The sequence below is a fragment of the Microbacterium luticellae genome (assembly GCF_050408645.1).
GTDB lineage: Bacteria > Actinomycetota > Actinomycetes > Actinomycetales > Microbacteriaceae > Microbacterium.
Genome location: NZ_JBNTKE010000003.1, coordinates 218,295 through 243,142, shown reverse-complemented (window position 1 = coordinate 243,142; position 24,848 = coordinate 218,295). Strand labels below are relative to the sequence as shown.

General features: G+C 61.6%; 22 protein-coding genes and 1 tRNA gene. 14 read left to right on the top strand and 9 right to left on the bottom strand.

The features are described 5' to 3' along the window. Positions 1 to 98: 98 nt before the first annotated feature. From ACQUSW_RS09785 to ACQUSW_RS09775, 3 genes are all read left to right on the top strand, one after another. Entirely contained in the window at positions 99 to 2,387 is a 2,289-nt protein-coding gene (locus tag ACQUSW_RS09785) for an InlB B-repeat-containing protein (RefSeq protein ID WP_428932111.1), read from the top strand. A 216-nt stretch (positions 2,388 to 2,603) separates the two neighbouring features. Beyond that, the gene (locus ACQUSW_RS09780; RefSeq protein WP_428932110.1) at positions 2,604 to 2,882 is read left to right on the top strand and encodes a hypothetical protein; all 279 of its coding nucleotides are present in this window, start codon (positions 2,604 to 2,606) and stop codon (positions 2,880 to 2,882) included. A gap of 27 nt (positions 2,883 to 2,909) precedes the next feature. Continuing rightward, positions 2,910 to 3,515, top strand: coding sequence for a DUF2637 domain-containing protein (locus tag ACQUSW_RS09775; protein WP_428932109.1), 606 nt, complete (start codon positions 2,910 to 2,912; stop codon positions 3,513 to 3,515). A 340-nt stretch (positions 3,516 to 3,855) separates the two neighbouring features. Here the strand turns inward: ACQUSW_RS09775 and ACQUSW_RS09770 are convergent. The 3 genes from ACQUSW_RS09770 to ACQUSW_RS09760 all read right to left on the bottom strand — a co-directional run bounded on the left by ACQUSW_RS09770 (position 3,856) and on the right by ACQUSW_RS09760 (position 5,417). Beyond that, positions 3,856 to 3,929: transfer RNA gene (locus tag ACQUSW_RS09770), tRNA-Arg, on the bottom strand. Between the two features lie 205 nt (positions 3,930 to 4,134). Further along, positions 4,135 to 4,470: a histone-like nucleoid-structuring protein Lsr2 gene (locus ACQUSW_RS09765; protein ID WP_428932108.1), complete on the bottom strand. Its 336-nt coding sequence runs from the start codon at positions 4,468 to 4,470 to the stop codon at positions 4,135 to 4,137. 83 nt (positions 4,471 to 4,553) lie between these two features. Then, positions 4,554 to 5,417 (bottom strand): LuxR C-terminal-related transcriptional regulator, encoded by an 864-nt coding sequence (locus ACQUSW_RS09760; protein WP_428932107.1) that lies wholly within the window; start codon positions 5,415 to 5,417, stop codon positions 4,554 to 4,556. A 117-nt stretch (positions 5,418 to 5,534) separates the two neighbouring features. Here ACQUSW_RS09760 and ACQUSW_RS09755 point away from each other — a divergent pair, with 117 nt between their 5' ends. Further along, a complete protein-coding gene (locus ACQUSW_RS09755) occupies positions 5,535 to 5,882 on the top strand; it encodes a DUF485 domain-containing protein (protein WP_428932106.1) in 348 nt (115 codons plus the stop codon). Continuing rightward, positions 5,879 to 7,492 (top strand): solute symporter family protein, encoded by a 1,614-nt coding sequence (locus ACQUSW_RS09750; RefSeq protein ID WP_428932105.1) that lies wholly within the window; start codon positions 5,879 to 5,881, stop codon positions 7,490 to 7,492. The genes ACQUSW_RS09755 and ACQUSW_RS09750 overlap by 4 nt, the downstream gene beginning before the upstream one ends. A 3-nt stretch (positions 7,493 to 7,495) precedes the next feature. Here ACQUSW_RS09750 and ACQUSW_RS09745 read toward each other — a convergent pair whose 3' ends face one another. Further along, positions 7,496 to 8,029 (bottom strand): methylated-DNA--[protein]-cysteine S-methyltransferase, encoded by a 534-nt coding sequence (locus tag ACQUSW_RS09745; RefSeq protein WP_428932104.1) that lies wholly within the window; start codon positions 8,027 to 8,029, stop codon positions 7,496 to 7,498. A gap of 178 nt (positions 8,030 to 8,207) precedes the next feature. Between ACQUSW_RS09745 and ACQUSW_RS09740 the strand changes: the two genes are divergently transcribed. Beyond that, positions 8,208 to 11,930, top strand: a complete 3,723-nt coding sequence (locus tag ACQUSW_RS09740; RefSeq protein WP_428932103.1) for an AAA family ATPase — start codon at positions 8,208 to 8,210, stop codon at positions 11,928 to 11,930. Positions 11,931 to 11,933: 3 nt separating this feature from the next. Next, positions 11,934 to 12,152 (top strand): hypothetical protein, encoded by a 219-nt coding sequence (locus tag ACQUSW_RS09735; RefSeq protein ID WP_428932102.1) that lies wholly within the window; start codon positions 11,934 to 11,936, stop codon positions 12,150 to 12,152. A 32-nt stretch (positions 12,153 to 12,184) separates the two neighbouring features. Here ACQUSW_RS09735 and mscL read toward each other — a convergent pair whose 3' ends face one another. The 3 genes from mscL to ACQUSW_RS09720 are packed head-to-tail and all read right to left on the bottom strand — an operon-like array spanning position 12,185 to position 13,535. Next, positions 12,185 to 12,583 (bottom strand): large conductance mechanosensitive channel protein MscL, encoded by a 399-nt coding sequence (gene mscL / locus ACQUSW_RS09730; RefSeq protein WP_428932101.1) that lies wholly within the window; start codon positions 12,581 to 12,583, stop codon positions 12,185 to 12,187. 53 nt (positions 12,584 to 12,636) lie between these two features. Beyond that, positions 12,637 to 12,897: an FmdB family zinc ribbon protein gene (locus ACQUSW_RS09725; protein ID WP_428932100.1), complete on the bottom strand. Its 261-nt coding sequence runs from the start codon at positions 12,895 to 12,897 to the stop codon at positions 12,637 to 12,639. A gap of 44 nt (positions 12,898 to 12,941) precedes the next feature. Continuing rightward, positions 12,942 to 13,535 carry a 5-formyltetrahydrofolate cyclo-ligase gene (locus tag ACQUSW_RS09720; protein WP_428932099.1) on the bottom strand — a complete coding sequence of 198 codons (594 nt, stop codon included), beginning with the start codon at positions 13,533 to 13,535 and terminating at the stop codon, positions 12,942 to 12,944. A 30-nt stretch (positions 13,536 to 13,565) separates the two neighbouring features. Here ACQUSW_RS09720 and galU point away from each other — a divergent pair, with 30 nt between their 5' ends. From galU to ACQUSW_RS09705, 3 genes are all read left to right on the top strand, one after another. Then, complete coding sequence (gene galU / locus ACQUSW_RS09715) at positions 13,566 to 14,465, top strand: UTP--glucose-1-phosphate uridylyltransferase GalU (RefSeq protein WP_428932098.1); 900 nt, start codon at positions 13,566 to 13,568, stop codon at positions 14,463 to 14,465. A 19-nt stretch (positions 14,466 to 14,484) separates the two neighbouring features. After that, complete coding sequence (locus ACQUSW_RS09710; RefSeq protein WP_428932097.1) at positions 14,485 to 15,084, top strand: GNAT family N-acetyltransferase; 600 nt, start codon at positions 14,485 to 14,487, stop codon at positions 15,082 to 15,084. Positions 15,085 to 15,207: 123 nt separating this feature from the next. Then, positions 15,208 to 16,095 carry a hypothetical protein gene (locus ACQUSW_RS09705; RefSeq protein WP_428932096.1) on the top strand — a complete coding sequence of 296 codons (888 nt, stop codon included), beginning with the start codon at positions 15,208 to 15,210 and terminating at the stop codon, positions 16,093 to 16,095. 6 nt (positions 16,096 to 16,101) lie between these two features. On the opposite strand, the gene ACQUSW_RS09700 is transcribed toward ACQUSW_RS09705, so the two are convergent. Continuing rightward, positions 16,102 to 16,737, bottom strand: coding sequence for a TetR/AcrR family transcriptional regulator (locus ACQUSW_RS09700; RefSeq protein ID WP_428932095.1), 636 nt, complete (start codon positions 16,735 to 16,737; stop codon positions 16,102 to 16,104). A gap of 116 nt (positions 16,738 to 16,853) precedes the next feature. Between ACQUSW_RS09700 and ACQUSW_RS09695 the strand changes: the two genes are divergently transcribed. Continuing rightward, positions 16,854 to 19,142 (top strand): glycoside hydrolase family 3 C-terminal domain-containing protein, encoded by a 2,289-nt coding sequence (locus tag ACQUSW_RS09695; RefSeq protein WP_428932094.1) that lies wholly within the window; start codon positions 16,854 to 16,856, stop codon positions 19,140 to 19,142. Positions 19,143 to 19,219: 77 nt separating this feature from the next. Here ACQUSW_RS09695 and ACQUSW_RS09690 read toward each other — a convergent pair whose 3' ends face one another. Continuing rightward, positions 19,220 to 19,999, bottom strand: a complete 780-nt coding sequence (locus ACQUSW_RS09690) for an IclR family transcriptional regulator (protein ID WP_428932093.1) — start codon at positions 19,997 to 19,999, stop codon at positions 19,220 to 19,222. A gap of 97 nt (positions 20,000 to 20,096) precedes the next feature. Here ACQUSW_RS09690 and hutH point away from each other — a divergent pair, with 97 nt between their 5' ends. The 3 genes from hutH to hutI are packed head-to-tail and all read left to right on the top strand — an operon-like array spanning position 20,097 to position 24,587. After that, positions 20,097 to 21,641, top strand: a complete 1,545-nt coding sequence (gene hutH / locus ACQUSW_RS09685) for a histidine ammonia-lyase (protein ID WP_428932092.1) — start codon at positions 20,097 to 20,099, stop codon at positions 21,639 to 21,641. Next, positions 21,634 to 23,364 carry a urocanate hydratase gene (hutU, locus tag ACQUSW_RS09680; RefSeq protein ID WP_428932091.1) on the top strand — a complete coding sequence of 577 codons (1,731 nt, stop codon included), beginning with the start codon at positions 21,634 to 21,636 and terminating at the stop codon, positions 23,362 to 23,364. The genes hutH and hutU overlap by 8 nt, the downstream gene beginning before the upstream one ends. Next, positions 23,361 to 24,587, top strand: coding sequence for an imidazolonepropionase (gene hutI / locus ACQUSW_RS09675; RefSeq protein ID WP_428932090.1), 1,227 nt, complete (start codon positions 23,361 to 23,363; stop codon positions 24,585 to 24,587). Before hutU ends, hutI begins: the two co-directional genes overlap by 4 nt. Positions 24,588 to 24,848 lie beyond the last annotated feature (261 nt).

The following is a 24,848-nucleotide window of genomic DNA, read 5'->3' as shown; positions in this document are numbered from 1 at the left end:
TCAGCAGGTTCCGTGTTTCGTGAAGTATGGGTCTGGTGACGTGTGCCTTTTTGGCCGCGTTTCGGATGCATCTACTCACGAAGGGGAGCTTCACCTTGTTGAAGACAGAAACAGAACGCGGGCCATCGCGTTTCAAACGGGGGCCGGTGCTCGGCGCGATCGGTGCCGCGATCGTGCTCGTCGCCAGCGCGATCATCCCGACCGCGGCCAATGCCGCACCAGCACCCGAGGGCGAGTATGTCGGCACGACAACACAGATTTTGGCATACGACGAGCCAGTTGAGAACTGGGAAGGCTACGACTACTCTCCTGAAACCTGGGTTCAGGATTTCAGCTTCTCGGTAGACGAGAACAGCAACCTTGTCGATGTTTCAGGTCAGTTCTGGTGGGTCTGCGTGGTCCCTGGCAGCCACATCAACTATGACTACGCGGATATGGCAGATAGCGATGAGCCGATCACGGGGTCTGTCGAAGTGGGCGAACCGTTCACAATCACAGCGATCAACCCCGGTTTTGAATACACCCTTGAAGGCATCATCCATGAGGATGGCACATCTGAGGGCTTTATTCTCGCTGAGCTGGGCTTCTGTGGCGCTTCCCTCATGGAGTGGAGCACCGTGAATGATGACGTACCCGACCCTGAACCCACCGAGGTTACTGCGGTGGAGCCGGAGCGTGAGGGCAACACCATCACTATCCCAGTGGTCGAGGGCATCACCTACGTCGATGATGCTGGCGAAGAGCTGACCGGTGACATTGTGCTCACCGAGGGTCAGACCCTCACCGTGACCGCGACCGCTGACGAGGGCTATGAACTCGCACCGGGTACGACCGTGTGGGAGTACACCTACGAGAGCCAGGTGATCGAGGTCACCGCTGTTGAACCCGACTTTGAGGACAACATTGTTTCGATCCCCGTGGTCGAAGGTGTCACCTACGTCGATGATGCTGGCGAAGAGCTGACCGGTGACATTGTGCTCACCGAGGGTCAGACACTCGTTGTGTTTGCAACCGCTGATGAGGGGTACGAGCTTGCTCCTGGTGCGACCGAGTGGACGTACACCTATGAGTCGACCGATCCCGAGCTGATCGAGGTCGACGCCGTGGAGCCTGGTTTCGAAGATAACGTCGTTTCGATCCCCGAGGTCGAGGGAGTTATCTACTCCGACGCTGACGGCGACATACTCACCGGCGATATCGAACTCACCGAGGGCCAGACACTCACTGTGAACGCGACCGCCGACGAGGGGTACGAGCTTGCTCCCGGTGCGACTTCGTGGGAGTACACCTACGAGCCCGCCGACCCCGAGGTAATCGAGGTCGAGGCAGTCGAGCCGACCCGCACCGACAACACAGTGACGATCCCCGTGGTCGAAGGTGTCACCTATGTTGACGGTAACGGTGACGTGCTCACCGGCGATATCGAACTCATTGAGGGCCAGACCCTCATTGTGACCGCGACCGCCGACGAGGGGTACGAGCTTGCTCCCGGTGCGACTTCGTGGGAGTACACCTACGAGCCCGCCGACCCCGAGGTAATCGAGGTCGAGGCAGTCGAGCCGACCCGCACCGACAACACGGTCACGATTCCTGAGGTCGAGGGTGTGCTGTATGTTGACGGCAGCACCGGTGAAGTGCTCACCGGCGATGTGGAACTCGTTGAGGGCGTAACCCTGGTCGTGAACGCGATCGCTGAAGAGGGCTACGAGTTGGCCCCGGGTACGACTTCGTGGGAGTACACCCACGAGGCAACCGATCCCGAGTTGATCGAGGTCACCGCCGTGGAGCCTGGTTTCGAGGACAATATCGTGACCATCCCCGACGTCGAGGGTGTCATCTACACCGATGCTGACGGTGTTGTGCTCGACGGTGAAGTACACCTGACTGAGGGAACGAGCATCACCGTGATCGCGACCGCCGACGAGGGGTACGTGCTCGCTGACGGTGCGACTTCGTGGGAGTACGCCTACGAGTCCACCGACCCTGATCCCGAGCCCGAGGTTGTAGAGGCTGAAGAGCCGGGCCGCAATGGAAACATCATCACCCTGCCCGAGATTGAAGGCGTGTACTACGTTGACGGTGACGGAAACGTGCTCACTGGCACGGTCGAGCTTGTTGAGGGTGAGTCGATCACGATCTCGGCTGTTGCTGAAGAGGGCTACGTGCTCGCTGACGGTGCGACGTCGTGGACGTTCGAGTACGCGACCAGCGACGACGAAGATGGCACCGACGATAACGGTAATGGCACTGACGAGGGTGACGATGAAGATCGTCTGCCTGACACCGGTGCGGCCGGTGCGGGTATCGCTGCGGCTCTTGCATCGCTGTTGATTGCGGCTGGTGCAGGGTTCTTGCTGATGCGTCGCCGCAACGTGATGGAACAGTAACCCCCTTTACCGCTCCACGCGGCACAAGTTGAAGGCGTGGAGGTCACCCCGCACTGGGTTGGCCTCCACGCCTTCACCATTTCCACCACCATTCACCAATGACACACATTGATACTGGTGGTTTGACAGGCAGGTGTATGGACTCTCGATTATCGCCCCATCATCACACGCACCATCACCACTCGAATCTCCAACCCACCCGTCGCATATGACTGCGTGATCATCGCCGCAGTTCGTGAGGGCAGCGCCGTGATCTATAGCGAGTTCGCAGAACGCACCATCGCCCACGGCGACGTGTTACTCCTCGCCACAAACGTGCTGTCCGGGTACGAGCCAGAACCCCGCATCACCGCGACCACGCTCTACACCTCAACCGATTACGCGATGGATCAACTCTTCTGGCAGTACGCGGGTCTGCTGCGAGACCGCCACGACACCACCGCTCTCGCCCAAGGGCAATCCTGCCCGCGACTTCGAGAGCGCCGACACCCCTGAGCGGGTCGGCGCGGGCCGGGGGTTGTGATGCGCCGGGTCGAGGGTCGTATGTGGGCGGTGTATTTGTCGGCTTCGGGCACAGTGCTGATTGCTGCGGGCGCGTTCTGGTTATCGTTCGTTGCGCTGGCTGATCTTGCCCGGCGCTCTGGGATCGCCTCGGCTCAGGCATGGATATGGCCGCTGTTGGTTGACGGGCTGATCGTAGTTGCCACCGTTGCCGCGGTCGCGTTGGATGGGCGACGAGCCGCGTGGTATCCGTGGACTCTGCTGATTCTCGGGGCGCTGGTTCGGTCGCGGCAAACGCGATCCATGCGGTGGTCGCTGCCGATACCGCCGCCCGTGCACCACGATCTCAGCTCGCACGACGCGGATGGGCAGCCGGTGGGTGAGCGTGATCGGCGTGCAGCCGACGCCAGGATGCGGCGCGAGCATGGCTGGTCGAATAAGCGCATCGCCCGCGAACTCGGCGTACATGCCTCGACGGTCGGGCGATGGCTGCCACGCCCCACCCCACCAAACAATCCCGAGCCCGCCGACGCGGCGGCCGGGGCTGTTGCTGATTCAACGCTCACCGGTTCGCCGGAACTGACAGAGACCGAAACACGCTCACCGATCAAGGAGTACACACCATGAGCACATCACCTCTCGCACACCACACCCCGCCGACCGATCCAACGGAAATCAGGCAGCCTGATGTTCGGCAGGCAGAAGCTGAGATGTCTGGATGATTGTCTTGCTCTGGCTGGAGACTGCCACACAATCTACATGGGCTTGGACGACTCTATGCGCCGCACCGCCAACCAAGCGTTCTTCGAGAAGCTGTACATCTCCGACGAGGGCGATGTTGATGGAGAGCCTGGTGTGCCGTTCGACATGCTGTTCGATGCGCAGACACAACAGATCGCGACTGCACCGAAGAAGGACTCGAAAGTTCAAACCGGTGAAGTCACTGGTTTGAACTACGAATCTGTAGTGCCCCCGACAGGATTCGAACCTGCGACCTGCCCTTTAGGAGAGGGCCGCTCTATCCGACTGAGCTACGAAGGCGCATAAAACATTCTAGGTGGCAATACCGGATGCATCACCCCGGCGGCAACCAATCGCCAGCCGCCCACACAGCACGCGGGAACAACAAACGGGTGGTCGAGAATAAACTCGACCACCCGTTATGGATGAGTGATTGCGGAGTAATGCAAACAGCTAAAGCAATTGCTGATAACGCTAATAGAGACTGGCGCTACCAGCACATGGCTTAGTGGGCCGCGCGGTATGCCTCGACGATAGAAGCAGGAACGCGACCGCGCTCAGAAACGGAATAGCCGTTTTCTGCTGCCCATGCGCGGATTGCAGCGGTTTCGGGGTTGCGCTGCGTGCGGCGACCAGCCGAACCGCTTCCCGGCCGTGCGGCACGACGACCGGCAGAGATATAGGGGTTAAGAGCCTGACGAAGCTGCTCGGCGTGAGCAGAGGTCAGGTCAATTTCGTATGAAGTGCCGTCAAGGGCGAAACGCACTGTTTCGCCTTCGCCGGGTTCAAGGACGGTGCCGTCGATGTCATCGACGAGCTGATGAATAATTTTACGGGCCATGCGTTAACTCTAAGCGCGAAATATGAAAATATGCGCAAAGTGAATGAGCTGGTGATCGATTCATCTCGCGGAATCCTTATTGCTTATGGCAAGAGCCCCATACGGCGGGCCTGGGTGACCGCGGCGTGGCGAGTGGGGGCGTCGAGCTTGGCCATAGCAGTGCTCAAATAGGCTTTCACTGTTCCCTCACGCAATTCGAGTTCTTGCGCAATGGCGGCATTTGTCATTCCGAGCGCGGCGCACGAAAGCACATCCGTTTCACGCGGGGATAACCGAACGACAGCAATCGGCTCGGTGGGCGGAGCAGGCTCGTCTCCTGTGAGACTCAGCAATTTGCTTTCTACCCGACCGATTCTTTCTCGCAACTGAGCATTATCGATTGATCCTGCAATAGCCCGCAGCGCGGCAAAGGTTTCACGTAGCTCTTCGCGGTGAGCGCTCGACAGCGGCGCGGTAGGGGGAGCAGTGTGCATGGTACGCAGGCGGCGTTCAACCTCATCGCGCACACGTAGTTCGGTAGCAATGTTCTCGGCCACCTTCAGCGCGGGAGCCGTGGCCACGCCTCCCACAGGAGACTCATCCCACGCCCCGGCATACAGCACACCGCGGGAACGCCCAGAGACGATGATGGGAACAGCGAGCAGGGTGCGCAGACCCTCACCGAGCACATACACGTCGTAGTCGTGGGTGATGAGCTGCGAAGAACGGTAGTCATTGGTCATGCGCGGGCGAAGCTCAATCATGGCCCGCCCTCCAAGACCTCTTTCGGGCTGCACCTGAAGCCCCTCCAGGCTGCGCGTCCGGTTACCGACAATGCTGGTGACCTGCACGGAGCCGTCGGTTACCAGGCCACCGAAGGCGACGGGAAAACGGGTACGACGCATGAGCTCGCGCACGGCGTGTGCAACAAGCTCCGTTTCGGACGGGGGTGGATCGGAAGGACTCATCGACTACTGACTTTCGGGGGTGACCATTCACCAGCCGCTTTCGTAGCGTCGAGGTTATCACCGCTCACGGAGTCGTGGCAGGCGGTGATTCCCCCAACCATGTGGCAAGGAGGCCTCATGTCAGACAATCCACAGGTGTCGCAAGACACTCGGATCGACTACATAGCTGTGCAAGAGTCAGAAGATTTTCGGTCGCTACGCGGTAAACAGCGGTCATTTATCTTTCCTCTCGCAGCTGCCTTTCTTTTGTGGTATTTCGCTTACGTTTTGCTGGGTGCGTTCGCGCACGATTTCATGGCCCAGCGAGTGTGGGGCGATATCACGGTAGGGCTTTTGCTCGGCTTAGGACAGTTTGTGACGACATTCGTCATAACTATGGCCTACGTATCGTTCGCTAATCGTCGTCTTGACCCCAAGGCGGAGGCCCTTCGTGAGCAGCTGGAGAAAGAGCAGGCACAGGCATGATCGTTACGACACAGTCGGCTACTCTGGCCGAAAGCAACCCGATTCTCAACATTGCGGTCTTTATCGCTTTTGTTGCTGTGACGCTCTTTATTGTTATTCGGGCGAGCCGTAACAATAAGACAGCAGCCGATTACTATGCGGCCGGGCGCTCTTTCACGGGTCCGCAGAATGGATTCGCGATTGCCGGTGACTACCTTTCGGCCGCATCGTTTCTAGGAATCTGTGGCGCCATCGCCGTCAACGGCTACGACGGATTCTTGTATTCGGTCGGCTTCTTGGTGGCCTGGCTGGTGGCCCTTCTGCTCGTTGCCGAGCTGATGCGCAACACGGGTAAGTTCACGATGGCCGATGTGCTCTCGTTTCGACTCAAGCAACGGCCCGTGCGAATGGCTGCAGCGATCACCACACTTGTCGTGTGCTTCTTCTATCTGCTGGCACAAATGTCGGGCGCCGGTGGCCTTGTTTCTCTGCTTCTCGCGGTTGACGGCAAGATTGGTCAGTCGATTGTTATCGCTGTCGTGGGCGTGCTCATGATTGTTTATGTTCTCATCGGCGGGATGAAGGGCACCACGTGGGTGCAGATCGTCAAGGCCGGACTCCTCATCGCCGGAGCGGTAGGAATGACGCTGTGGGTGCTGGCGCTCAATGGATTTAGCCTCAATGCGCTATTGGAGAGCGCGGTGGCTGCCTCGGCCACCGACCCGAAAGATGCCATTCTTGGGCCGGGCCTGCAGTACGGCGCCAATCCCTGGGACTTCGTGTCGCTCGGGCTTGCTCTTGTGCTGGGAACAGCGGGTCTGCCGCACGTGCTCATGCGCTTTTACACCGTACCGACAGCAAAGGAAGCCCGCCGGTCTGTTGTGTGGGCGATCTGGCTCATCGGCATCTTCTACCTGCTCACGCTCGTGCTCGGTTACGGCGCAGGGGCACTGGTGGGTGCTGAAGAGATTAAGAATGCGCCCGGTGGTGTGAACTCGGCAGCGCCGCTCTTGGCACTGAAACTGGGCGGGCCCGTGCTGATGGGCTTCATCTCTGCTGTGGCCTTTGCAACAATCTTGGCGGTTGTTGCGGGGCTCACGATCACAGCTGCGGCATCGTTCGCCCACGACATTTACGCCAACGTGGTGAAGAAGGGCAAGCAGGCCGACCCCAACGGCGAAGTAAAGATTGCCCGACGCACCGTCGTTGTTATTGGTGTGCTGGCGATTATTGGTGGCATTGGTGCACAGGGACAGAACATCGCGTTCCTCGTGGCACTGGCTTTCGCTATCGCCGCTTCGGCCAACCTGCCCACCATTCTCTACTCGCTGTTCTGGAAGAAGTTCACCACGCGAGGAGCCGTGTGGAGCATGTATGGCGGGCTTTCGGCTGCCATTATTCTCATTATCTTTTCGCCCGTGTTCTCGGGATCACCCACGTCGACCCTTCCGAACGTCGACTTTGCGCTGTGGCCACCGAACAACCCCGGAATCATCTCGATTCCGCTGGGCTTCTTCCTCGGCTGGCTGGGGTCAGTCACCGACCGTACAAAGGAGAGCCGCGAGCTTGCCGCCGAAATGGAGGTGCGCTCCCTGACCGGCTTTGGTGCTGAACGAGCAACAAGCCACTAGCAGTCAGCCGTGACTGGCGGTCGCACCCCGAGTCTCTAGCGCCAACATGAAGCGTTTGTACTCGGGGTGCGCCCCATAAAGGCCGGGAGTGCCATCGTGCCGCACCACCCGATGCACGGGCACCACGATAGAAAAAGGCACGTTGCGGCAGGCACTGCCCACTGCCCGCGCCGCCCCGGGGCTTCCGGCCAGCACAGCCACTTCGCCGTAACTGGCTGTTTCGCCCCACGGGATGGTGAGGATGCTCTGCAGCGCGTCGCGGGTAAAGCCGCGAACCAGTTGCCAGTCGAGGGCAAGATGCTCACCGATGGTGACGGCCTCACCGGCAAAATAGCGCTGCATGAGCGCATCCAGCTCTGCCGCCCGCCCTGACTCGTGGTGGGGAACGTCGCCCAACCGTCGGGTTATACCTTCGAGCAGCCACGGCACCTCGGGCTCGTGTGCATGCGAGAGGTCGAGCATGACGAGGCCACGGTCAGAAAAAACCGCTATGGCATCGCCAAACGGAGTAGAAACACTGTCGTAAACAAAAGTCATGCCCCCATCCTGCGCACACTTTTTGCTGGGCAAGCGTGTATGCGCAGCATCCGGCAACACAACCCTGAGTGACGCCAGCGGGGAGGAAACGCTCAAAACAGGCGAAAAGTGGCCGGTAATACCGGGAAACCCGCCCGGGTTGACGAGTACTCACAGCAGACACGTTTAGTCTTTTGTTGTGTGGCGTCGTGATTCTGATAGCACTGCCGAGACAGGCGGCTCTTCTGTGACGCCCGCCGACCTGAGTGTTGCAGAGCCCGGAGTACAGACCGTGCACGCCGCCGATGCCGAACGGCGACGGTTAAAAGCAGAAGCGGCACTGCTGGGTGGTCTCTCACCGCTCACGCACTATCGCGATACGAGCGACGCAGGAATCGATATCTCGCGGGCACACCCCGGCAGCCTGCCGCAGTTCATTACCGGACGCTCGACGCTGCTGTCGAACCTTTTTCGCGACGAGGTGGGCCTGCGTACAGCGCGTCTGGCAGCCGAGCGAATCACAACCAAAAACCTTGAACTGCGCACGGCCCGCGGCCTCGATGCCGTGAGCCTTTCGGTGGGCATGGCGCGATGGCGAATCGGGGGCGTCGACTATGCGGCACCCGTACTGCTGCGCCCACTGGCCATTCGCCGACACCACACCGATTTTGAATTAAAGCTGCATGGCCGGTTCACGGTCAACCCCGAGCTGGTGCGGCTCGCCGCCGAACATTTCGGTATCTCTATTGACCCCGACCGGCTCGCCGCCCTGGCATACGACAGCGGAATCTTTAAACCACAACCGGCCATCGACCAGTTGCGCGCAGCGACCAGTACCATCGACACATTCTCGGTCGAACCGCGCCTGGTCGTGTCAACATTTGTTGACGTGGGCGCGTCGATGGCTCGCGATGCCTCCAACCTCGACCACCAGCTGCTGAACGCATTGGCGGGGCATGCCTCAGACCGCGAGGCGGTAACCGAACCGCGGGTTGAGCCGACAATCGTGAGTGCAGACGACCGCAGCCCGGCATCCGACACCCTGCTGCTCGATGCCGACGCCGAGCAAGAAGCGGTGCTGGCACGCATAGCCGCAGGTCATTCTCTGACGGTCACGACACTGCCCGGCACCGGGGGCACACAGACGGTTATTAACGCTGTGGGTCAGCTCGTGCGTGCCGGTAAACGGGTGCTGGTCGTGTCGGCCAGGCGATCAACGCTCGATGGCGTACGGCACCGCCTGGGCGGGATTGGCCTGGATGGTCTGGCGGTGTCTCCGAGTAGCATCCGGCGTGATCTTGTGCGTGCGATTGTGCGCAACGAAAAAGCCCAGGCCCCACAGGTTGCCGATGTTGACGATGCTCTGGTGCGCCTGCGTTCGGTGCTGCTCGACTACCGTTCGGCCCTGACAGCCCCGGATGCCGCGCTGAAGGTCTCGGTACTCGACGCCGTGCGTGCTCTTACTCGTCTTGCATCTCGTGATACTCCGCCGTCGACGACAGCGCGGCTTGACCAGACGGCGCTGCACCATTTGGCGTCGGGCCGAGGTGCCGCCGCCGATATGTTGACGACCGCGGCTCGGCTCGGCGAGTTTCGTTTTGGGCCCGACGACTCACCCTGGTATGGCGTGACTTTTGAGTCGGCCGAGGAGGCTCGTCGCACGCATGCACTGGCGACAGATCTGCACCGTACGCTCGTGCCGCAGCTATTAGAGCTCGGGTACGAGATGCTGGCACAGACGCGTATGCGGCCTTTTTCTACCATCGATGAATTGGGCGACGACCTGGAGTTACTGCAGGGTATTCGTGATTCTCTTGACCGGTTTAGCCCGACAGTTTTTGAGCGGCCACTCGATGAGCTGATTCTTGCTCACGCACCGCGGCGGGAATCATCGCAGCTGTCGGGTGCGCAACGTCGACGGCTACGTCGCCTGGCCCGCGAGTATGTTCGCCCGGGTGCACATATCTCGGATATGCATGCAGCGCTCACGCGTATTCGTGTGCAGCGTGGCCGCTGGCAGCGGCTTGTCGACGCGGGGGTTGCGCCCGAGGTGCCGCTGGGTCTTGCTGAGGTGCAGCGTGTCTGGCAAGAGGTGCGCGCCGAACTGACCGCGCTCGACAGTGCCCTGGGGCGTAAAGAGCCGCTATCGACCCTGCCGGTCGAGCGCCTATTGCGTACGCTTGCGGGTCTTGCCGCCGAGTCTGAAGTGTTCGACAACCTCATGGAGCGCGCCGAACTGCGCGAGAAGCTGACCGAGCAGGGGCTCGAGCCGCTGTTGCGCGACCTTTCTGTGCGGCACGTTCCCGAGTCGCGGGTGGCAGATGAACTGGAATTTGCCTGGTGGCAGTCGTTCCTAGAGCAGGCTCTGCAACATAACCGTGCGCTCCTGGGCGCAAACACGGCTGTTGTTGACCGTTTAGAGCGCGACTTTCGGCTGGTTGATGAGGCGCATGCTGCAGCATCCGGTCCTCTTTTAGCCTGGCAGCTGGCGGGGCAGTGGCGAATCGGAATCGTCGATGAGCCCGATGAAGCCGAGCAACTCAAGGTCGCGCTCACCGAGGGTCACCCCACCCCGGCAGAGCTGCTGAAGGCCGCACCGAACCTGATGAACGTATTGGCTCCGGTGTGGATTGCATCGCCATATCAGGTGCCCGAGATTCCGGATTCGGTTGTTTTTGACGCCGTTTTGCTGGTTGATGCGGCGGCGATAAACCTGGCCGAAGCGGCGCCTGCTATTCGGCGGGCACGGCAGGTGGTGGCTTTTGGTGATCCGGTCACGCAGAAGCCCACGCCTTTTGCCGTGGCACCGACGGCTGAGCCGCTTGTTGAGGCCGATGATGTCGAAGAGACAACCTTCGATGACGTCTCGGCGTTTGAACGCTTGGCAGAGCTTTTACCGGTACATACGCTCACCTACAGTTACCGTGCGGGCGGTGAAGACCTTGCAGAACTCATCAACGATGCCTTCTATGGCGGCGAGATTGTTTCGCTGCCGTGGGCGGGATCATATCTGGGCCGCGGGAGCCTGACGGTCGACTATGTTTCGGGTGGCACCGGAACACCGGACCCCGATTCAGGGGCGGTCGAGAGCCCGGATGCCGAAGTGCGCCGCGTGGTGACTCTTGCGATTGAGCATGCTGTGCACCGGCCGAATGAGTCACTCATGGTGGTGACTGCGAGCCGTAAACATGCGGAGCGGGTGCGCGTGGCGGTGACGCAGGCTTTCGCCGGACGCGCAGACGTCGCCGACTTTGTGAGCCGTGACACGGCGGAACCTTTTGCCGTGTTGACGCTCGAAGAGTCGGTGGCAGAGAGCCGCGATCGTGTGATCTTTTCCGTCGGCTACGGCCTTACCCGGCATGGCCGGGTGCTGAGCGACTTTGGCGATCTGACCACGCCCGACGGTGATCGCCTGTTGACGGTGGGGATGACTCGTGCACGACGGTCGATGGTGATTGTGTCGTCGATTCGTCCAACGGCTTTTGATGATGGCCGGCTGCAGTACGGCGCCGCAACCCTCATGTCGATTTTGGGGAACCTGGCCACGCGGGGTCGCGAGGCTCGGCTGGAAGACCTTGCCGACCCGTTGACGCTTATTTTGGCGCGCGAGCTGCGTGAATTGGGTGCCTCGGTTGATGTTGACTACCGCGGGTCGCTGCCGCTTGTGGCGCAGTATGGCGGCAAGGCCGTGGTGGTCGAGACCGACCCCGAGTCGGCTGGGGGATCGCTGCGCGAAACCCTGCGTCTTCGCCCGCACACGCTGCGTCGACTGGGGTGGCATTACATTCGGGTGCATGCCTTTGATCTGTATACCGACCCGGCCACGGTGGCGGCGCGCATTGGCGAAGTGCTGGGTATTTCTCCGGATGCTGCGCGAGCAGAGGGCGATACACAGCCGATTAGTCCGGATGCAGGTCGCTAAGCAATGACCCATCGTAGTGGCGACAGTGCCGAGCATGCGTCGGCAGCCTCGCGCCAGAAAGTGGTTCGTGTGGCGGGGCGGCGGCGGGCCCAGCTGACTCCGGTGCCCGGAGCGATACCCGAGACCGCGGTGAGAAACGATACGGCCGCCGAAAACAATGTTTCGACGGCCGTGGGGCCTAATGATGAGCGGTTACGCCGTGAGGTTCCGCCGCACTACTAGGCCGTAGTGGCTGCGTTGCCGTGCACGGGGTCTTACTGCGCCGACTCGTTCTTTTGCAGTAGGTCGCGAATCTGAACGAGCAGCTGCTGTTCACTGGGCAGTTCTTCTTCGGGCTCGACCTTGTTCTTCGCGTCGATGCGTTCTTTGTACTTGTTCATGGGCAGAACGAACACAAAGTACACAACGGCGGCGACAGCCAAGAAGTTGATGAGCGCGCCGATGATCGCACCGAGGCCGATGTGTGTGCTGCCCACGGGAATCATAAGGGCTGTGTCGAGGCTGTCAGCCTGAAAGAACAGACTGATCAGCGGGTCGATTAACTGTGCGACAACGACGTCGACAATGGCAGTAAAAGCTGCGCCGATAACAACGGCGACGGCAAGGTCGATGACATTGCCGCGCGCAATGAAATCTCTAAATCCCTTAAGCATGGATTCCTCGTTCCTCCGGACTATGAATGTGTGGAAACAATGTGGTCTGCCCGTTATGCAGAGGGAGCCGCCGGTGTGGTGCTCGAAGCAGCTTCCTTTTTCGATGATGTCGAAGAACTGTCATTTGTGGAACCGACGCTCCGAGAATCGGTGCGATAAAAGCCGCTCCCGCGGAATGTGACACCGATAGAGCCGTATTCTTTGCGTAGAGTGCCGCCGCATTCAGGGCATTCGGTTAGTGCTGGGTCGCTAAAGCTTTGTACGGCATCAAATCGGTGCGAACAGGTTGTGCACTGGTAGGCATAGGTGGGCATTGTTCTCCTCAGTGGCAAAAGTAGGGGGCACGGGGTTAGTAGGGCTAACGGGGCGCCACAGTGAGTGTACGCCGTGGTGTGACTATTCCTGTGACTGCGTGGTCATGCGGCTCGGCGGGAACATGGGAGAGTACCTCGTCGTCAAAGACGACGGCATAGACAGGCACGTCATTTTCACGCGCCGTTAGTGCGCGATCGAAATAGCCCCGACCCCAACCCAGACGTGTTCCGTACGCGTCAACCGCGGCAGCGGGGACGATGATGAGGTCGACTTCGGTCAGCACGCCCGGTGCTGTGCCGGGGTTTGCTGGTTCGTCGATGCCGTAGAGCCCCGGGCGCAGGGCGTTATCAAGTGAGGTGGTCCACGACCATTCGAGCAGGCCGTCGGCACGGCTGTGAGGCAGAAGCATCCGGATGCCACGGGCCAGCGCCTGTGCGATAAAGGTTCGGGTGCCCGGTTCTGTTGGTGTGGACAGATAGCACGATACGGCCGTCGCCCGATGAGCGATAGTGAGTGATAGCAGTCGGTCGGCTATTTGTTGCTGCGCCGTTTCGCGGTCGTGAGCGCTGCGGTTGCGTCGGCTATTACGAACCTGTTCGCGCAACGCGTGCTTGGTGGGAGTGAGCCCTGCCGACATAGTGATGATTCTATGACGGAGGTAGTGGCTATGCTGGGGTTCGTGACTCAGCAACAAATTAAAGCCGTTATTCCGGCAGCCGGTCTTGGTACTCGGTTTTTGCCGGCGACGAAGGCAATGCCAAAAGAGATGCTTCCCGTCGTCGACAAACCTGCTATTCAATATGTGGTTGAAGAAGCCGTCGATGCAGGAATCGATGATGTTCTCGTTATTATCGGCCGCAACAAAAATGCGATTGCCAATCATTTCGATTCGGTGCCTGAGCTCGAAGTCAAGCTCATGGAGAAGGGCGACACGGGTCGTCTGGAGCGCGTTGTGAAGTCCACCGACATGGGGGATATTCACTATGTGCGCCAGGGTGAGCCTAAGGGGCTCGGCCACGCAGTTTTGCGTGCCCGTACGCACGTGGGTGATAGCTCTTTTGCTGTGCTTCTTGGCGATGATCTGATTGATGCTCGCGACCCGCTGTTGACAACAATGCTTGATAAGCACCGCGAAACCGGTGCCACCATCATTGCTTTGATGGAGGTCGACCCCGACAGTATTCACATGTACGGTGCTGCGGCGGTAGAAGAAACAGGCACGGATGGTTTTGTCAAGGTAACGGGCCTGGTAGAAAAGCCTGCTCGCGAAGATGCTCCTTCGAACCTGGCTGTTATTGGGCGCTATGTTTTGCCGCCTGCCGTGTTTGACATTCTTGAGCGCACCGAGCCCGGTAAGGGTGGCGAGATTCAGCTGACCGATGCTCTGCAAGAGCTGGCTGCGGATGCTGATGGACCGGGCGTGTATGGCGTGGTCTTCGGTGGCCGTCGTTATGACACCGGCGACCGGGCCGACTATATTAAAGCGATTGTTCAGCTGGCTGCTGACCGCGATGATCTTGGCCCCGAGCTTCGCCCGTGGTTGAAGGAGTTCGCGGAGCGCCTCTAGGCCCCGCGCGGAGGGCGTCGTGGACCCCACTCTCACGCACGACTGCGGCCCGGTATCGATTCGTCTGATTCGTCAGCGCGATGCTCGGGTCTTGCAGCGTGAACTGGAGCAGAATCGGCAGTGGTTGCAGCCATGGGAGGCAACATTGCCGACTGCTTCGGTGAGTATTGACATGCGTGTCGGTATTCGCCGTCTGTTACAGCAGTATCGTGACGGCAACAGTTACCCCTTTGTCATGCTGTACAACGGTGAGGTTGTGGGGCAGTTGAGCATTTGGGGTGTTATGCGTGGCTCGCTGTGTTCTGCCACGATCGGTTATTGGATTAGTGAACGGTGGGCGGGGCGCGGTATTACCCCCACGGCGGTTGCTTTGGCGACCGATCTTGCATTTTCGCAATTGGGTTTGCACCGCATTGAGATTTGTATTCGTCCCGAGAATGTGGCGAGTGTACGTGTAGTGCAAAAACTGGGTTTTCGTTATGAGGGTTTACGGCCCTCATATATTCATATTGATGGTGATTGGCGAGACCACTGGGCTTTTGCTCTTGTTGAGGGAGAAATTCCAGAGGGGCTTGTTGCACGGTGGCTGCGCGCACAGCACGAGTCTTCTGACACATAAGTCACCGGCCGCATGAGTCTTTTACCGTATGTGTGAGCGTGCTGCCTGAGAAGATTCCGGACGCAGTGCGACACGCGCGCGCCGTAGTGTTATGTGACGCCCGGTGTCGCCTACCGTGGAGACATGGGTGGGCCAGTATTAAGCGGGGGCGTGATCGTTTTGGTCGCGGCGCTGCTGTGGCTGCTCTATTTTCTACCGTCTTTACGGGGTAGTCGCCAGTTTTATGCCGCAGAAAAGAATGCTGTTCGTTTGAATCAGGCTCTGCGCGTGCTGGCGGAGACAAGTGAGACACCCGCCGAAGTGCGTGTAGAACTCAACACTCGTACCGTGTATGCGCAGCAAAAGCTAGCTCGCCGTGTGCAGGCTGAGCGCGAAGCGCAAGAGCTACAGGCTTTGCGGGCTGAGCTTGCTGCCGTGCGGGCTGACCCCGCGGTCAAGCAGGCGCGTGCCCGGCGCACGGTGCGACTGGTGGCATCGACCATTGTGCTGCTGGGTCTCGTCGGAGTGTCGTTGGGCGTGTGGCAGCTGTTGGCCGCTGGCTCTTCAGTGCTGCTGTGGGTGGGCAGTGGTTGCGTGCTGCTGGGCGCGGTGGTGTTGCAGCGTATGGCTGCGGTCGCATCGCGCGCCGCGGTACGCGCAGCACAACCTGCCGTTGCGACAGCGCCGCGTGTTTCTCCGCCGCTGCACGATCAGGGCCCAGCGCGATGGACCCCACGCGAGGTTCCTCAGTCGTTGACCGCCCAGGCAGGTACACGTGCACACGCCGCTCGCGTCGCCGCCGAAGCACAGCAGGCTCTGCGTGATGCTGCGCGGGCAGAAGCACTGCGCGAACGTGCCGAGCAGATGGCTCCGCCCGAACCTGAACGACTGGCCCCGGATGCTGCCGAGCATGCCGCGGCTCCAGCCAGCACACCCGCTGCGGATTCTCCCTATGCCCGCATGGGGTACGTCGATGATGCCGAGATCGAAGCGCATGTGCGCGCCCTTCTCGCACGCCGTTCCGTGGGCTAGGGGAGCCTATTCGTCGATGCGCCGGGCGGGGCTCGGTGGGGCGGCAGGGTGGGGTGCAAGTGCGTCGAAGAGCCGCCGCATGAGTGCGGTCATATCGACGCTGGGGTCGAGCATCCACTGCAGCTGCAGGCCGTCGGCTGCCGCTTGGATAAGACGCGCAACATCTTCGCCATCCTGCTGTGCTGTGTCGTTGCTGCCCGACGCAGGCGCAGATGTGGCGTCGGGGGCGAGGGCCGCGGCCAACTGTTCGCGCAGTACACGGTTGCGTTCCAAAAAGTAGTGGTGTGCCGGATGCCGCGGCTGCACCGCATCCACCGAGAGTCGTGAGAACAGCTCAACAAGCCCCGGCACCTGCGCGTTGTGGGCGATCACGCGCAAGAACCCGGCGCGCAGCTGTTCGCGGTCACCGGTCATATCGGCCTGCAGGCGGTCGCGTTCGTCACGCTTGCGCACAATGGCGGTGAAGAGGTCTTCTTTTGTGTCGAAATAGTGCAGCAGAGTGGCGGGGCTAACGCCCACACCCTCGGCGATGTGTTTGAGAGATGTGCCCTCGTAGCCGCGCTGGGCAACTACATCCAGTGCGGTTTCGAGAATCTCTTCTCGTCGCGCAATACCTTTTGCATAGGAACCTCGTCGTGCCATAACTGCAGTCTAATACCGAACAGCGTTTGATTTTGGCGCTGGGCTGTTCTACTCTCGATGCAAGACAGTGGTGTCGCCCGCCTCGCGGCACCCATGCGTACTCGCAGAGGAGAACCATGACCGACCCGACACCCCACACTGTTACCGCAGCCGACCTCACGCTCGAAGAAAAAGCTGCCCTCACTAGCGGCGCTGACTTTTGGACCACCAAGAGCATCGACCGCATCAATGTGCCCTCGATCATGGTGACCGACGGCCCCCACGGACTCCGCAAACAAACCGGCTCCGGCGATCATCTCGGTCTCGAAGACAGTGTGCCCGCCACCTGTTTTCCACCCGCCGTTGCCCTCGGCTCATCCTGGGACCCCGAGCTCATTGAGCGCGTCGGCGCCGCCATCGGTACCGAGGCCGTCATAGAAGACGTCGCCGTCGTACTCGGCCCCGGCATCAACATCAAACGCTCACCACTATGCGGGCGCAACTTCGAATACTTCTCGGAAGACCCCATCGTCTCGGGCGTGCTCGGAGCCGCATCCGTGCGCGGCATCCAATCGCGCGGCGTTGGCACCTCACTCAAACACTTTGCCGTCAACAACCAAGAGTTTGACCGCATGCGCGCGAGCTCCGACATCGATGCGCGTCCGCTGCGCGAAATCTACTTGCGCGGCTTCGAACATGTTGTGCGCCGCGAACAACCGTGGACAGTAATGTGCTCGTACAACCGCATCAATGGCGTCTATGCCTCAGAAGACCCGTGGCTGCTCACCACCGTACTGCGCGATGAGTGGGGATTCGAAGGGCTCGTCGTCTCGGACTGGGGCGCGGTTAATGAGCGCGTTGCAGCACTCATCGCCGGCCTCGACCTCGAAATGCCAGCATCCGGTGGTCGCACCGACGCACAACTGGTGGCAGCTGTCGGCGACGGAACGCTCGACGAAGCCGTGCTCGACACGGCAGCAAACCGCAACCTGGCACTCATCCAGCGCTCGCAGCAGCGCCCCGCGGCCGACAGCCCACTCGACGTCGACGCCCATCATGCCCTCGCGCGCGAAGCAGCAGCACGCTCCATCGTGCTACTCAAAAACGACGGTGACCTTTTGCCGCTTGCCGACGAACGAATCGCCGTCATCGGAGCCTTCGCGGCAGAACCGCGCTACCAGGGGGCAGGCTCGTCACTCATCAACCCCACCCGCCTCGACAGTGCCCTCGACGAAATTCGTGCGCTCGCGGCAGGAGAAGTCAGCTATGCGCCCGGCTTTGCCGTGCCCGGCAGCAAAAACAATCCCGACCAGACCGCCGAACAACTGCGTGACGACGCCGCGGCCGCCGCGACGGCAGCCGATATTGCCGTCGTCTTTCTCGGACTGCCCGCCGTCGAAGAATCCGAAGGTTTTGACCGCGAACACATCAACCTGCCCGCCGAACAGCTGGCGCTGCTCGATGCGGTGATAGACGCAAACAGCAACGTCGTCGTTGTGCTCTCGAACGGGGGAGTGGTGGCACTGCCCTTTAACGACCGCGTGCCCGCTATTGTCGAAGCTTGGCTGCTCGGCCAGGCCGGTGGTGGTGGCATCGCCGATGTGCTCTTTGGCGCCGTCAACCCCTCGGGTAAACTCACCGAAACCATCCCGGTGCGACTCGAAGACAATCCCTCGTACGGCAACTTTCCTGGCGAATTCGGTCACGTGCGCTACGGCGAAGGAATTCTCGTCGGCTACCGCTGGTACGACGCCCGCAACATCGATGTGGTCTACCCCTTCGGGCACGGCCTTTCGTACACCAGCTTCGACTACGGCCAGGTGACGGCCGAGACGGTAGACAGCGGCATCCGGGTCACTGTTGATGTAACAAACACCGGCGCACGCGATGGCCGCGAGGTCGTGCAGGTGTACACAGGGCTGGCGCAGTCGGCGGTGCAGCGAGCACCGCGCGAACTGAAGGCTTTTGCCTCGGTGGCGTTGGCCGCCGGTGAAACCCGCACCATCGAACTGCACATTGATCGCGAAGACCTGGCGTACTGGGACATTCGCGTTGACCGCTGGGTGGTTGAAGGCGGCGAATACACGATCGATGTTGCGGCCTCCAGCCGCGATATTCGCTCAAGCACGACGGTTACTGTTGACGGTGACGCGGTGGATGTGCCGTTGACCATGGAATCATCGATTGGTGATCTGCTGCGCAACCCCGTGTCAGGACCCATTATGCGCGGGGCCATGTCGGGCATGTTTGGGGATCAATCGCACAACGATGCCGAGAGCGCCCAAGAACCAGACACTGATGACACACTGGCCAAGATTCTTGAGTCATTCCCTATCGGACGCATTGTCGGATTCCCGAATGTACCCGTCACCTATGAGCAGATTGAACAGCTGATCGCCGCCGCAAACTCGGCCACGCAGCAGTAGGGTCGATTCCTCAGGCCTCGCACTCGAACTGACTCTCGTCGACGCGCAATAAATCGACGCCCCGTCAAGTGCAGTTTTCACTGCTCCGGATGCTGCTGCCCCGGCGACCCCAAACGGTCGGCCAAAAGCTCAGCGGCCTCGGTCACCGCATCCACCGCCATGCTGGGGGCCGGCCCCTCGGCCGACCAGGTGACGGCAATCGCCGCAATAGGCCAGCCCGAACCATCGCGCACAGCAACACCGATCGACTGCAGGCCGTTCTGCACCTCACCGTTTTCTTGCGCATGGCCATCACTGCGCACCAGACGTAACAGTTCGCGTAGCTGAGCGGGAGTACGGGGGCCGTGGCCCGTGCGGTCGGCGAAGGCCGCGGCATCCGGAAACACCGCCCGCACCTGTGAGCGCGGAAGAGCAGCGAGCATGGCGCGACCCGTGGCGGTGAGATGCGCGGGTAACCGTACGCCCACATCGGTCACGAGCGCCGGGCGGCGGGGCGCACGCTCTTCGGCAATGTACACAACATCGCGGTCGCTCATAACCGCCAGATGGGTGCTCTCACCCAGGCGGTCCGACAGCGTAGCAATAATCGGGCGACCCAGACGCGCCAGAGGCTGCTGACGGCTATAACCGCTTGCGAGCTCAAAAGCTGCCGTGCCCAGCACCCAGCGTTGACGCTCCCGCACATGAAAAACAAAACCGTGCTCGGCCAGCGCATGCAGCAAGTGATACACGCTCGACCGCGGAATCTGCAGATCACGCGCCAAAACCGAGGCCGCCGTGGGAGTGGCGCGGGCCGACAAATACCGCAGGATGCGCAGCGTCTGATCGGCAGCAGGCACCTGCACATTGCGCCTCACTGCACCCTGGAGTGTACGCTGCGGGGTGTCTGGGATCACAGACACAGAATGCCACGGGAGCCTGGTAGAGCGCCAGCATCCGGTGTGGAATCACAGCATGAGCAATTCACGCAGTGCGATAGTGGTCGGCGCAGCACCCCTCGCGACCCACGACATTGTGGCCGTTGCGCGCACCCACGCAGCCGTCACCATCGCGCCCGAAGCCCACGACCGCATGGCCGCCACCCGCGCCATCATCGATCAGCGCGCCGCCAGCGACCAGCCTCACTACGGTGTCTCGACCGGTTTTGGAGCCCTGGCCACCACCTTTATTGCGCCCGAACGGCGGCGGCAACTGCAGGCAAGCCTCATTCGCTCGCATGCGGCCGGAACAGGCCCCGAAGTAGGCCGCGATGTTATTCGCGCCATGCACGTGCTGCGCCTACAAACCCTCACCACCGGGCATACCGGTGTGCGGCCACTCGTCGCCGAAACCTATGCGGCCATGCTCAACGCCTGTATCACCCCGATCGTGCGCGAATATGGGTCACTCGGATGCTCCGGAGACCTCGCCCCGCTCGCCCACCTTGCCCTGGCCAGCATGGGCGAAGGAACCGTGCGGCGCGCCGACGGCACCGAATGCGACGCGATCACAGCACTCGCCGAAGTCGACATAGCGCCCCTGCAACTGCAAGAAAAAGAAGGCCTCGCGCTGATCAACGGCACCGATGGCATGCTCGGCATGCTCACCCTCGCCCTCCACGACCTCGACACCCTCATTACCACCGCCGATATTGCCGCAGCCATGTCAATCGAGAGCCAGATGGGCACCGATGCCGTGCTCGCCGCCGACCTCATGGCGCTGCGCCCCCACCACGGCCAAGCACGCTCGGCCACGATCATGCGCGAAACACTTGCCGGTTCCCGCATCGTCGCGAGTCACCGCGGCCCCGACGACGGCCGCGTACAAGACGCCTATTCGCTGCGCTGCACCCCCCAAGTGCACGGTGCCGCCCGCGACACCATGGCCCACGCCCACACCATCGCCACCCGCGAACTGGCCTCAGTGATCGACAACCCCGTTATCACTAATGACGGCAGGCTCGAATCGAACGGCAACTTTCACGGCGCGCCCGTCGCCGCCGTGCTCGACTTTCTCGCCATCTCGGTGGCCGACGTCGCCTCGATCTCGGAACGCCGCACCGACCGCGCCCTCGACCCGGCACGCAACCGCGGTCTGCCACCCTTCCTCGCCCACGAAGCAGGCGTCGACTCCGGCCTCATGATCGCCCAATACTCCGCCGCAGGGATCGTCTCAGAACTCAAACGACTCGCCGTCCCGGCCTCCGTCGACTCCATTCCGTCTTCTGCCATGCAAGAAGACCACGTATCAATGGGATGGGCGGCAGCACGTAAACTCCTGCGCGCCGTCGACGGCCTCGCCCGCGTGATCGCCATCGAACTGATGACCGCAACACGCGCACTCGCACTGCGCGAGCCATTACGGCCCGCAGCGGCATCCGGAACCATCGCCGCACTCATCACCCGCACCTGCGGCGGCCCCGGACCCGACCGTTTTCTCTCACCCGAAATCGAGACCATCACGCGCCTCGTCAGCGACGGCGCCATCGTTCGCGCGGCACAGGAGGCCAGACATGAATGAGCACGAAGCGAGTCAGGGGAGCATCCGAGAACAGCGCAGCATCCGGGCACCGCGTAGCATCCGGGCACCGCGCGGTAACACTCGCACCGCCAAAAGCTGGGGCGCCGAGGCTGCTAAACGCATGCTCATGAACAACCTCGACCCCGAGGTTGCCGAGCGCCCCGACGACCTCATCGTGTATGGCGGTACGGGCAAAGCGGCCCGCAACTGGCAAGCGTATGACGCGATTGTGCGCACCCTCGATGAGCTCGAGCCCGACGAAACACTGCTCGTGCAATCCGGTAAGCCCGTGGGTGTTTTTCGCACCCACGAATGGGCGCCGCGTGTGCTCATTGCCAACTCGAACCTGGTGGGCGACTGGGCGACCTGGCCCGAATTTCGACGGCTCGAACACCTGGGCCTCACCATGTACGGACAGATGACCGCCGGATCGTGGATCTACATTGGCACGCAGGGCATTTTGCAAGGCACCTACGAAACCTTCGCCGCCGTTGCCCGCTCACTCGGGCGCGACAGTCTTGCCGGAACCCTCACACTCACCGCCGGTGCAGGCGGCATGGGAGGTGCACAACCCCTCGCCGTGACCCTCAACGACGGCGCCGTGCTCATCGTCGATGTTGATGAACAGCGCCTCGCCCGCCGCGTCGACCACGGCTACCTCGACGAATACACGACCGACCTCGACCAGGCCGTGGCGGCCGCTGTCGCTGCAAAAGAACAAAGCCAGGCGCGCTCCATCGGACTCGTCGGAAATGCCGCAGCAACCTTTCCTGAACTGCTGCGTCGCGGCGTACCCATCGACATCGTCACCGACCAAACCAGCGCCCATGACCCCCTCAGCTATCTGCCGATCGGCATCGCCGTCGACGAGTGGCACGACCAGGCCACACGCGACCCCGAAGAATTCACCCGTCGCGCCCGCACATCCATGGCCGCCCACGTTGACGCTATGGTCGGGTTTCTCGACGCCGGAGCTACCGTATTCGACTACGGCAACTCACTGCGCGCCGAGGCACAACTGGGCGGCAGCACCCGCGCATTCGACTTTCCCGGTTTTGTGCCGGCGTATATACGCCCGCAGTTCGAAGAGGGCCGTGGCCCGTTCCGCTGGGCCGCGCTCTCGGGCGACCCGCGCGATATTGCCGCCACCGACCAGGCCATCATCGACCTCTTTCCCCACGACCAGGCCCTGCACCGCTGGCTACGCCGCGCCGCCGACACCGTACAGTTCGAAGGACTCCCCGCCCGCATCTGCTGGCTCGGCTACCAAGAACGACACCTCGCCGGACTCCGCTTCAACGAGATGGTGGCCAGCGGGCAGCTTCGCGCACCGATCGTGATCGGCCGCGACCACCTCGACGCCGGATCCGTTGCCTCGCCCTACCGCGAAACCGAAAATATGAAAGATGGCTCCGACGCGATCGCCGACTGGCCACTTCTGAACGCGCTTCTCAACACAGCATCCGGAGCCTCCTGGGTCTCACTGCACCACGGCGGAGGCGTAGGAATCGGCCGCTCCATCCACGCCGGCCAAGTCACCGTCGCCGACGGCACACCCCTCGCCGCCGAAAAACTCGCCCGCGTACTCACCAACGACCCCGGCACGGGAGTCATGCGCCACGTCGACGCCGGCTACGAACACGCCCGCACCATAGCCCGCGAACGTGGTCTCCACATACCCATGCCCACGCCTACGCCCCATATTCCTACGGAAGCATCATGACCACGCTCATCACCAACATTGGAGAACTGACCACCAATGCAGGTGCGGTGCCGGATGCTGTGGGTCGTGCGGCGCCGGATGCCACCGATTTTGTGCCGGATGCTGCTGACCTCTGCGGCACCCTGCACAACGCCGCCGTCCTCGTAGAAGGCACCCATATAGCGTGGGTCGGACCGGCCGACGCCACACCCGAAATCCCTGGCGGATATGAACATGTTGATGCCGCCGGAGCCGCTGTCATTCCCGGATTCGTCGACAGCCACAGTCACATCGTGTTCGCCGGAGACCGCGCCACAGAATTCGAAGCCCGCATGGCCGGAGAACCCTATGCCGCAGGAGGCATACGATCCACTGTCGCGGCAACACGAGCCGCCAGCGACGAACAACTCCGCCACCGCATGCGAACCCTCGCCGCCGAACTGTATGCGCAGGGCACCACCACCATCGAAATCAAAAGCGGGTACGGCCTCACCGTCGCCGATGAAGAAAGGATCGTGCGCATAGCGCGAGAAATCACGCCCGAAGTGACCTTTCTCGGGGCGCACGTTGTGCCCGAAGAGTATGCCGACCGCCCCGACGCCTACGTCGACCTCGTCACAGGGGCCATGCTCGACGCCTGCGCACCCCACAGCCGTTGGATCGACGTTTTCTGCGAAACCGGCGCTTTCACCACCGAACAAACCCGCCGCATCCTCACCGCCGGCATCAACCACGGCCTCACCCCCCGACTCCACGCCGCACAACTCGGCCCCACCGACGCCATCCCCATGGCCATCGAACTCGGAGCTGCCTCGATCGACCACGCCACCCACCTCAGCGACAGCGACATCGCAGCCCTCGCAGCATCCGAAACCGTCGTCACACTGCTCCCCGGAGTCGAATTCTCGACCCGCCAGACCTACCCCAATGCCCGCCACCTCATCGACGCAGGCATCACCATCGCCCTCGCCTGCGACACCAACCCCGGCACCAGCTACACCACATCGATGCCCCTGTGCATCGCCCTCGCCGTCCGCGAAATGGGTATGACCGTCAGCGAAGCCATCTGGGCCGCCACCGCCGGAGGCGCCCGTGCTCTCCGCCGCACCGACATCGGCATCGTCACCCCCGGAGCCCGCGCTGACATCGTGCTACTGCGAGCCCCCAGTCGCACCCACCTCGCCTACCGACCCGGAGTGCCCCTCGTCGACGCCGTATGGCGGGCAGGCAGCCGCGTGCGGTGACAGAGGGCGGGCTTGGTGGCCAGCGCCCGCTTTTTGCATTCCACGCCTCCCCTTCACTTGTCTGACAAATTCTCATTTGTCTGACAGATATGGCCATTTTTGTCTGACAGATGAGAATCTGTCAGACGGATGCCGGGTGCCGGATGCCGGGTGCCGGGTGCCGGGTGCCGGATGCCGGGTGCCGGATGCCGGGTGAGCGTCCGCTTCGGTCTGTGCAGGCGACGCCCGGGCACCGAGTACACGGCCAAGGGCACCGGATGC

Coding starts and splice junctions, on each gene's coding strand:
- ACQUSW_RS09720 (WP_428932099.1), bottom strand. CDS start 13,535: ATGTCGGCAGGGCTCACTCCCACCAAGCACGCGTTGCGCGAACAGGTT.
- galU (WP_428932098.1), top strand. CDS start 13,566: ATGCTGGGGTTCGTGACTCAGCAACAAATTAAAGCCGTTATTCCGGCA.
- ACQUSW_RS09705 (WP_428932096.1), top strand. CDS start 15,208: ATGGGTGGGCCAGTATTAAGCGGGGGCGTGATCGTTTTGGTCGCGGCG.
- mscL (WP_428932101.1), bottom strand. CDS start 12,583: ATGCTTAAGGGATTTAGAGATTTCATTGCGCGCGGCAATGTCATCGAC.
- ACQUSW_RS09765 (WP_428932108.1), bottom strand. CDS start 4,470: ATGGCCCGTAAAATTATTCATCAGCTCGTCGATGACATCGACGGCACC.
- ACQUSW_RS09725 (WP_428932100.1), bottom strand. CDS start 12,897: ATGCCCACCTATGCCTACCAGTGCACAACCTGTTCGCACCGATTTGAT.
- ACQUSW_RS09750 (WP_428932105.1), top strand. CDS start 5,879: ATGATCGTTACGACACAGTCGGCTACTCTGGCCGAAAGCAACCCGATT.
- hutH (WP_428932092.1), top strand. CDS start 20,097: ATGAGCAATTCACGCAGTGCGATAGTGGTCGGCGCAGCACCCCTCGCG.
- ACQUSW_RS09735 (WP_428932102.1), top strand. CDS start 11,934: ATGACCCATCGTAGTGGCGACAGTGCCGAGCATGCGTCGGCAGCCTCG.
- hutI (WP_428932090.1), top strand. CDS start 23,361: ATGACCACGCTCATCACCAACATTGGAGAACTGACCACCAATGCAGGT.
- ACQUSW_RS09695 (WP_428932094.1), top strand. CDS start 16,854: ATGACCGACCCGACACCCCACACTGTTACCGCAGCCGACCTCACGCTC.
- ACQUSW_RS09755 (WP_428932106.1), top strand. CDS start 5,535: ATGTCAGACAATCCACAGGTGTCGCAAGACACTCGGATCGACTACATA.
- hutU (WP_428932091.1), top strand. CDS start 21,634: ATGAATGAGCACGAAGCGAGTCAGGGGAGCATCCGAGAACAGCGCAGC.
- ACQUSW_RS09745 (WP_428932104.1), bottom strand. CDS start 8,029: ATGACTTTTGTTTACGACAGTGTTTCTACTCCGTTTGGCGATGCCATA.
- ACQUSW_RS09775 (WP_428932109.1), top strand. CDS start 2,910: ATGCGCCGGGTCGAGGGTCGTATGTGGGCGGTGTATTTGTCGGCTTCG.
- ACQUSW_RS09700 (WP_428932095.1), bottom strand. CDS start 16,737: ATGGCACGACGAGGTTCCTATGCAAAAGGTATTGCGCGACGAGAAGAG.
- ACQUSW_RS09760 (WP_428932107.1), bottom strand. CDS start 5,417: ATGAGTCCTTCCGATCCACCCCCGTCCGAAACGGAGCTTGTTGCACAC.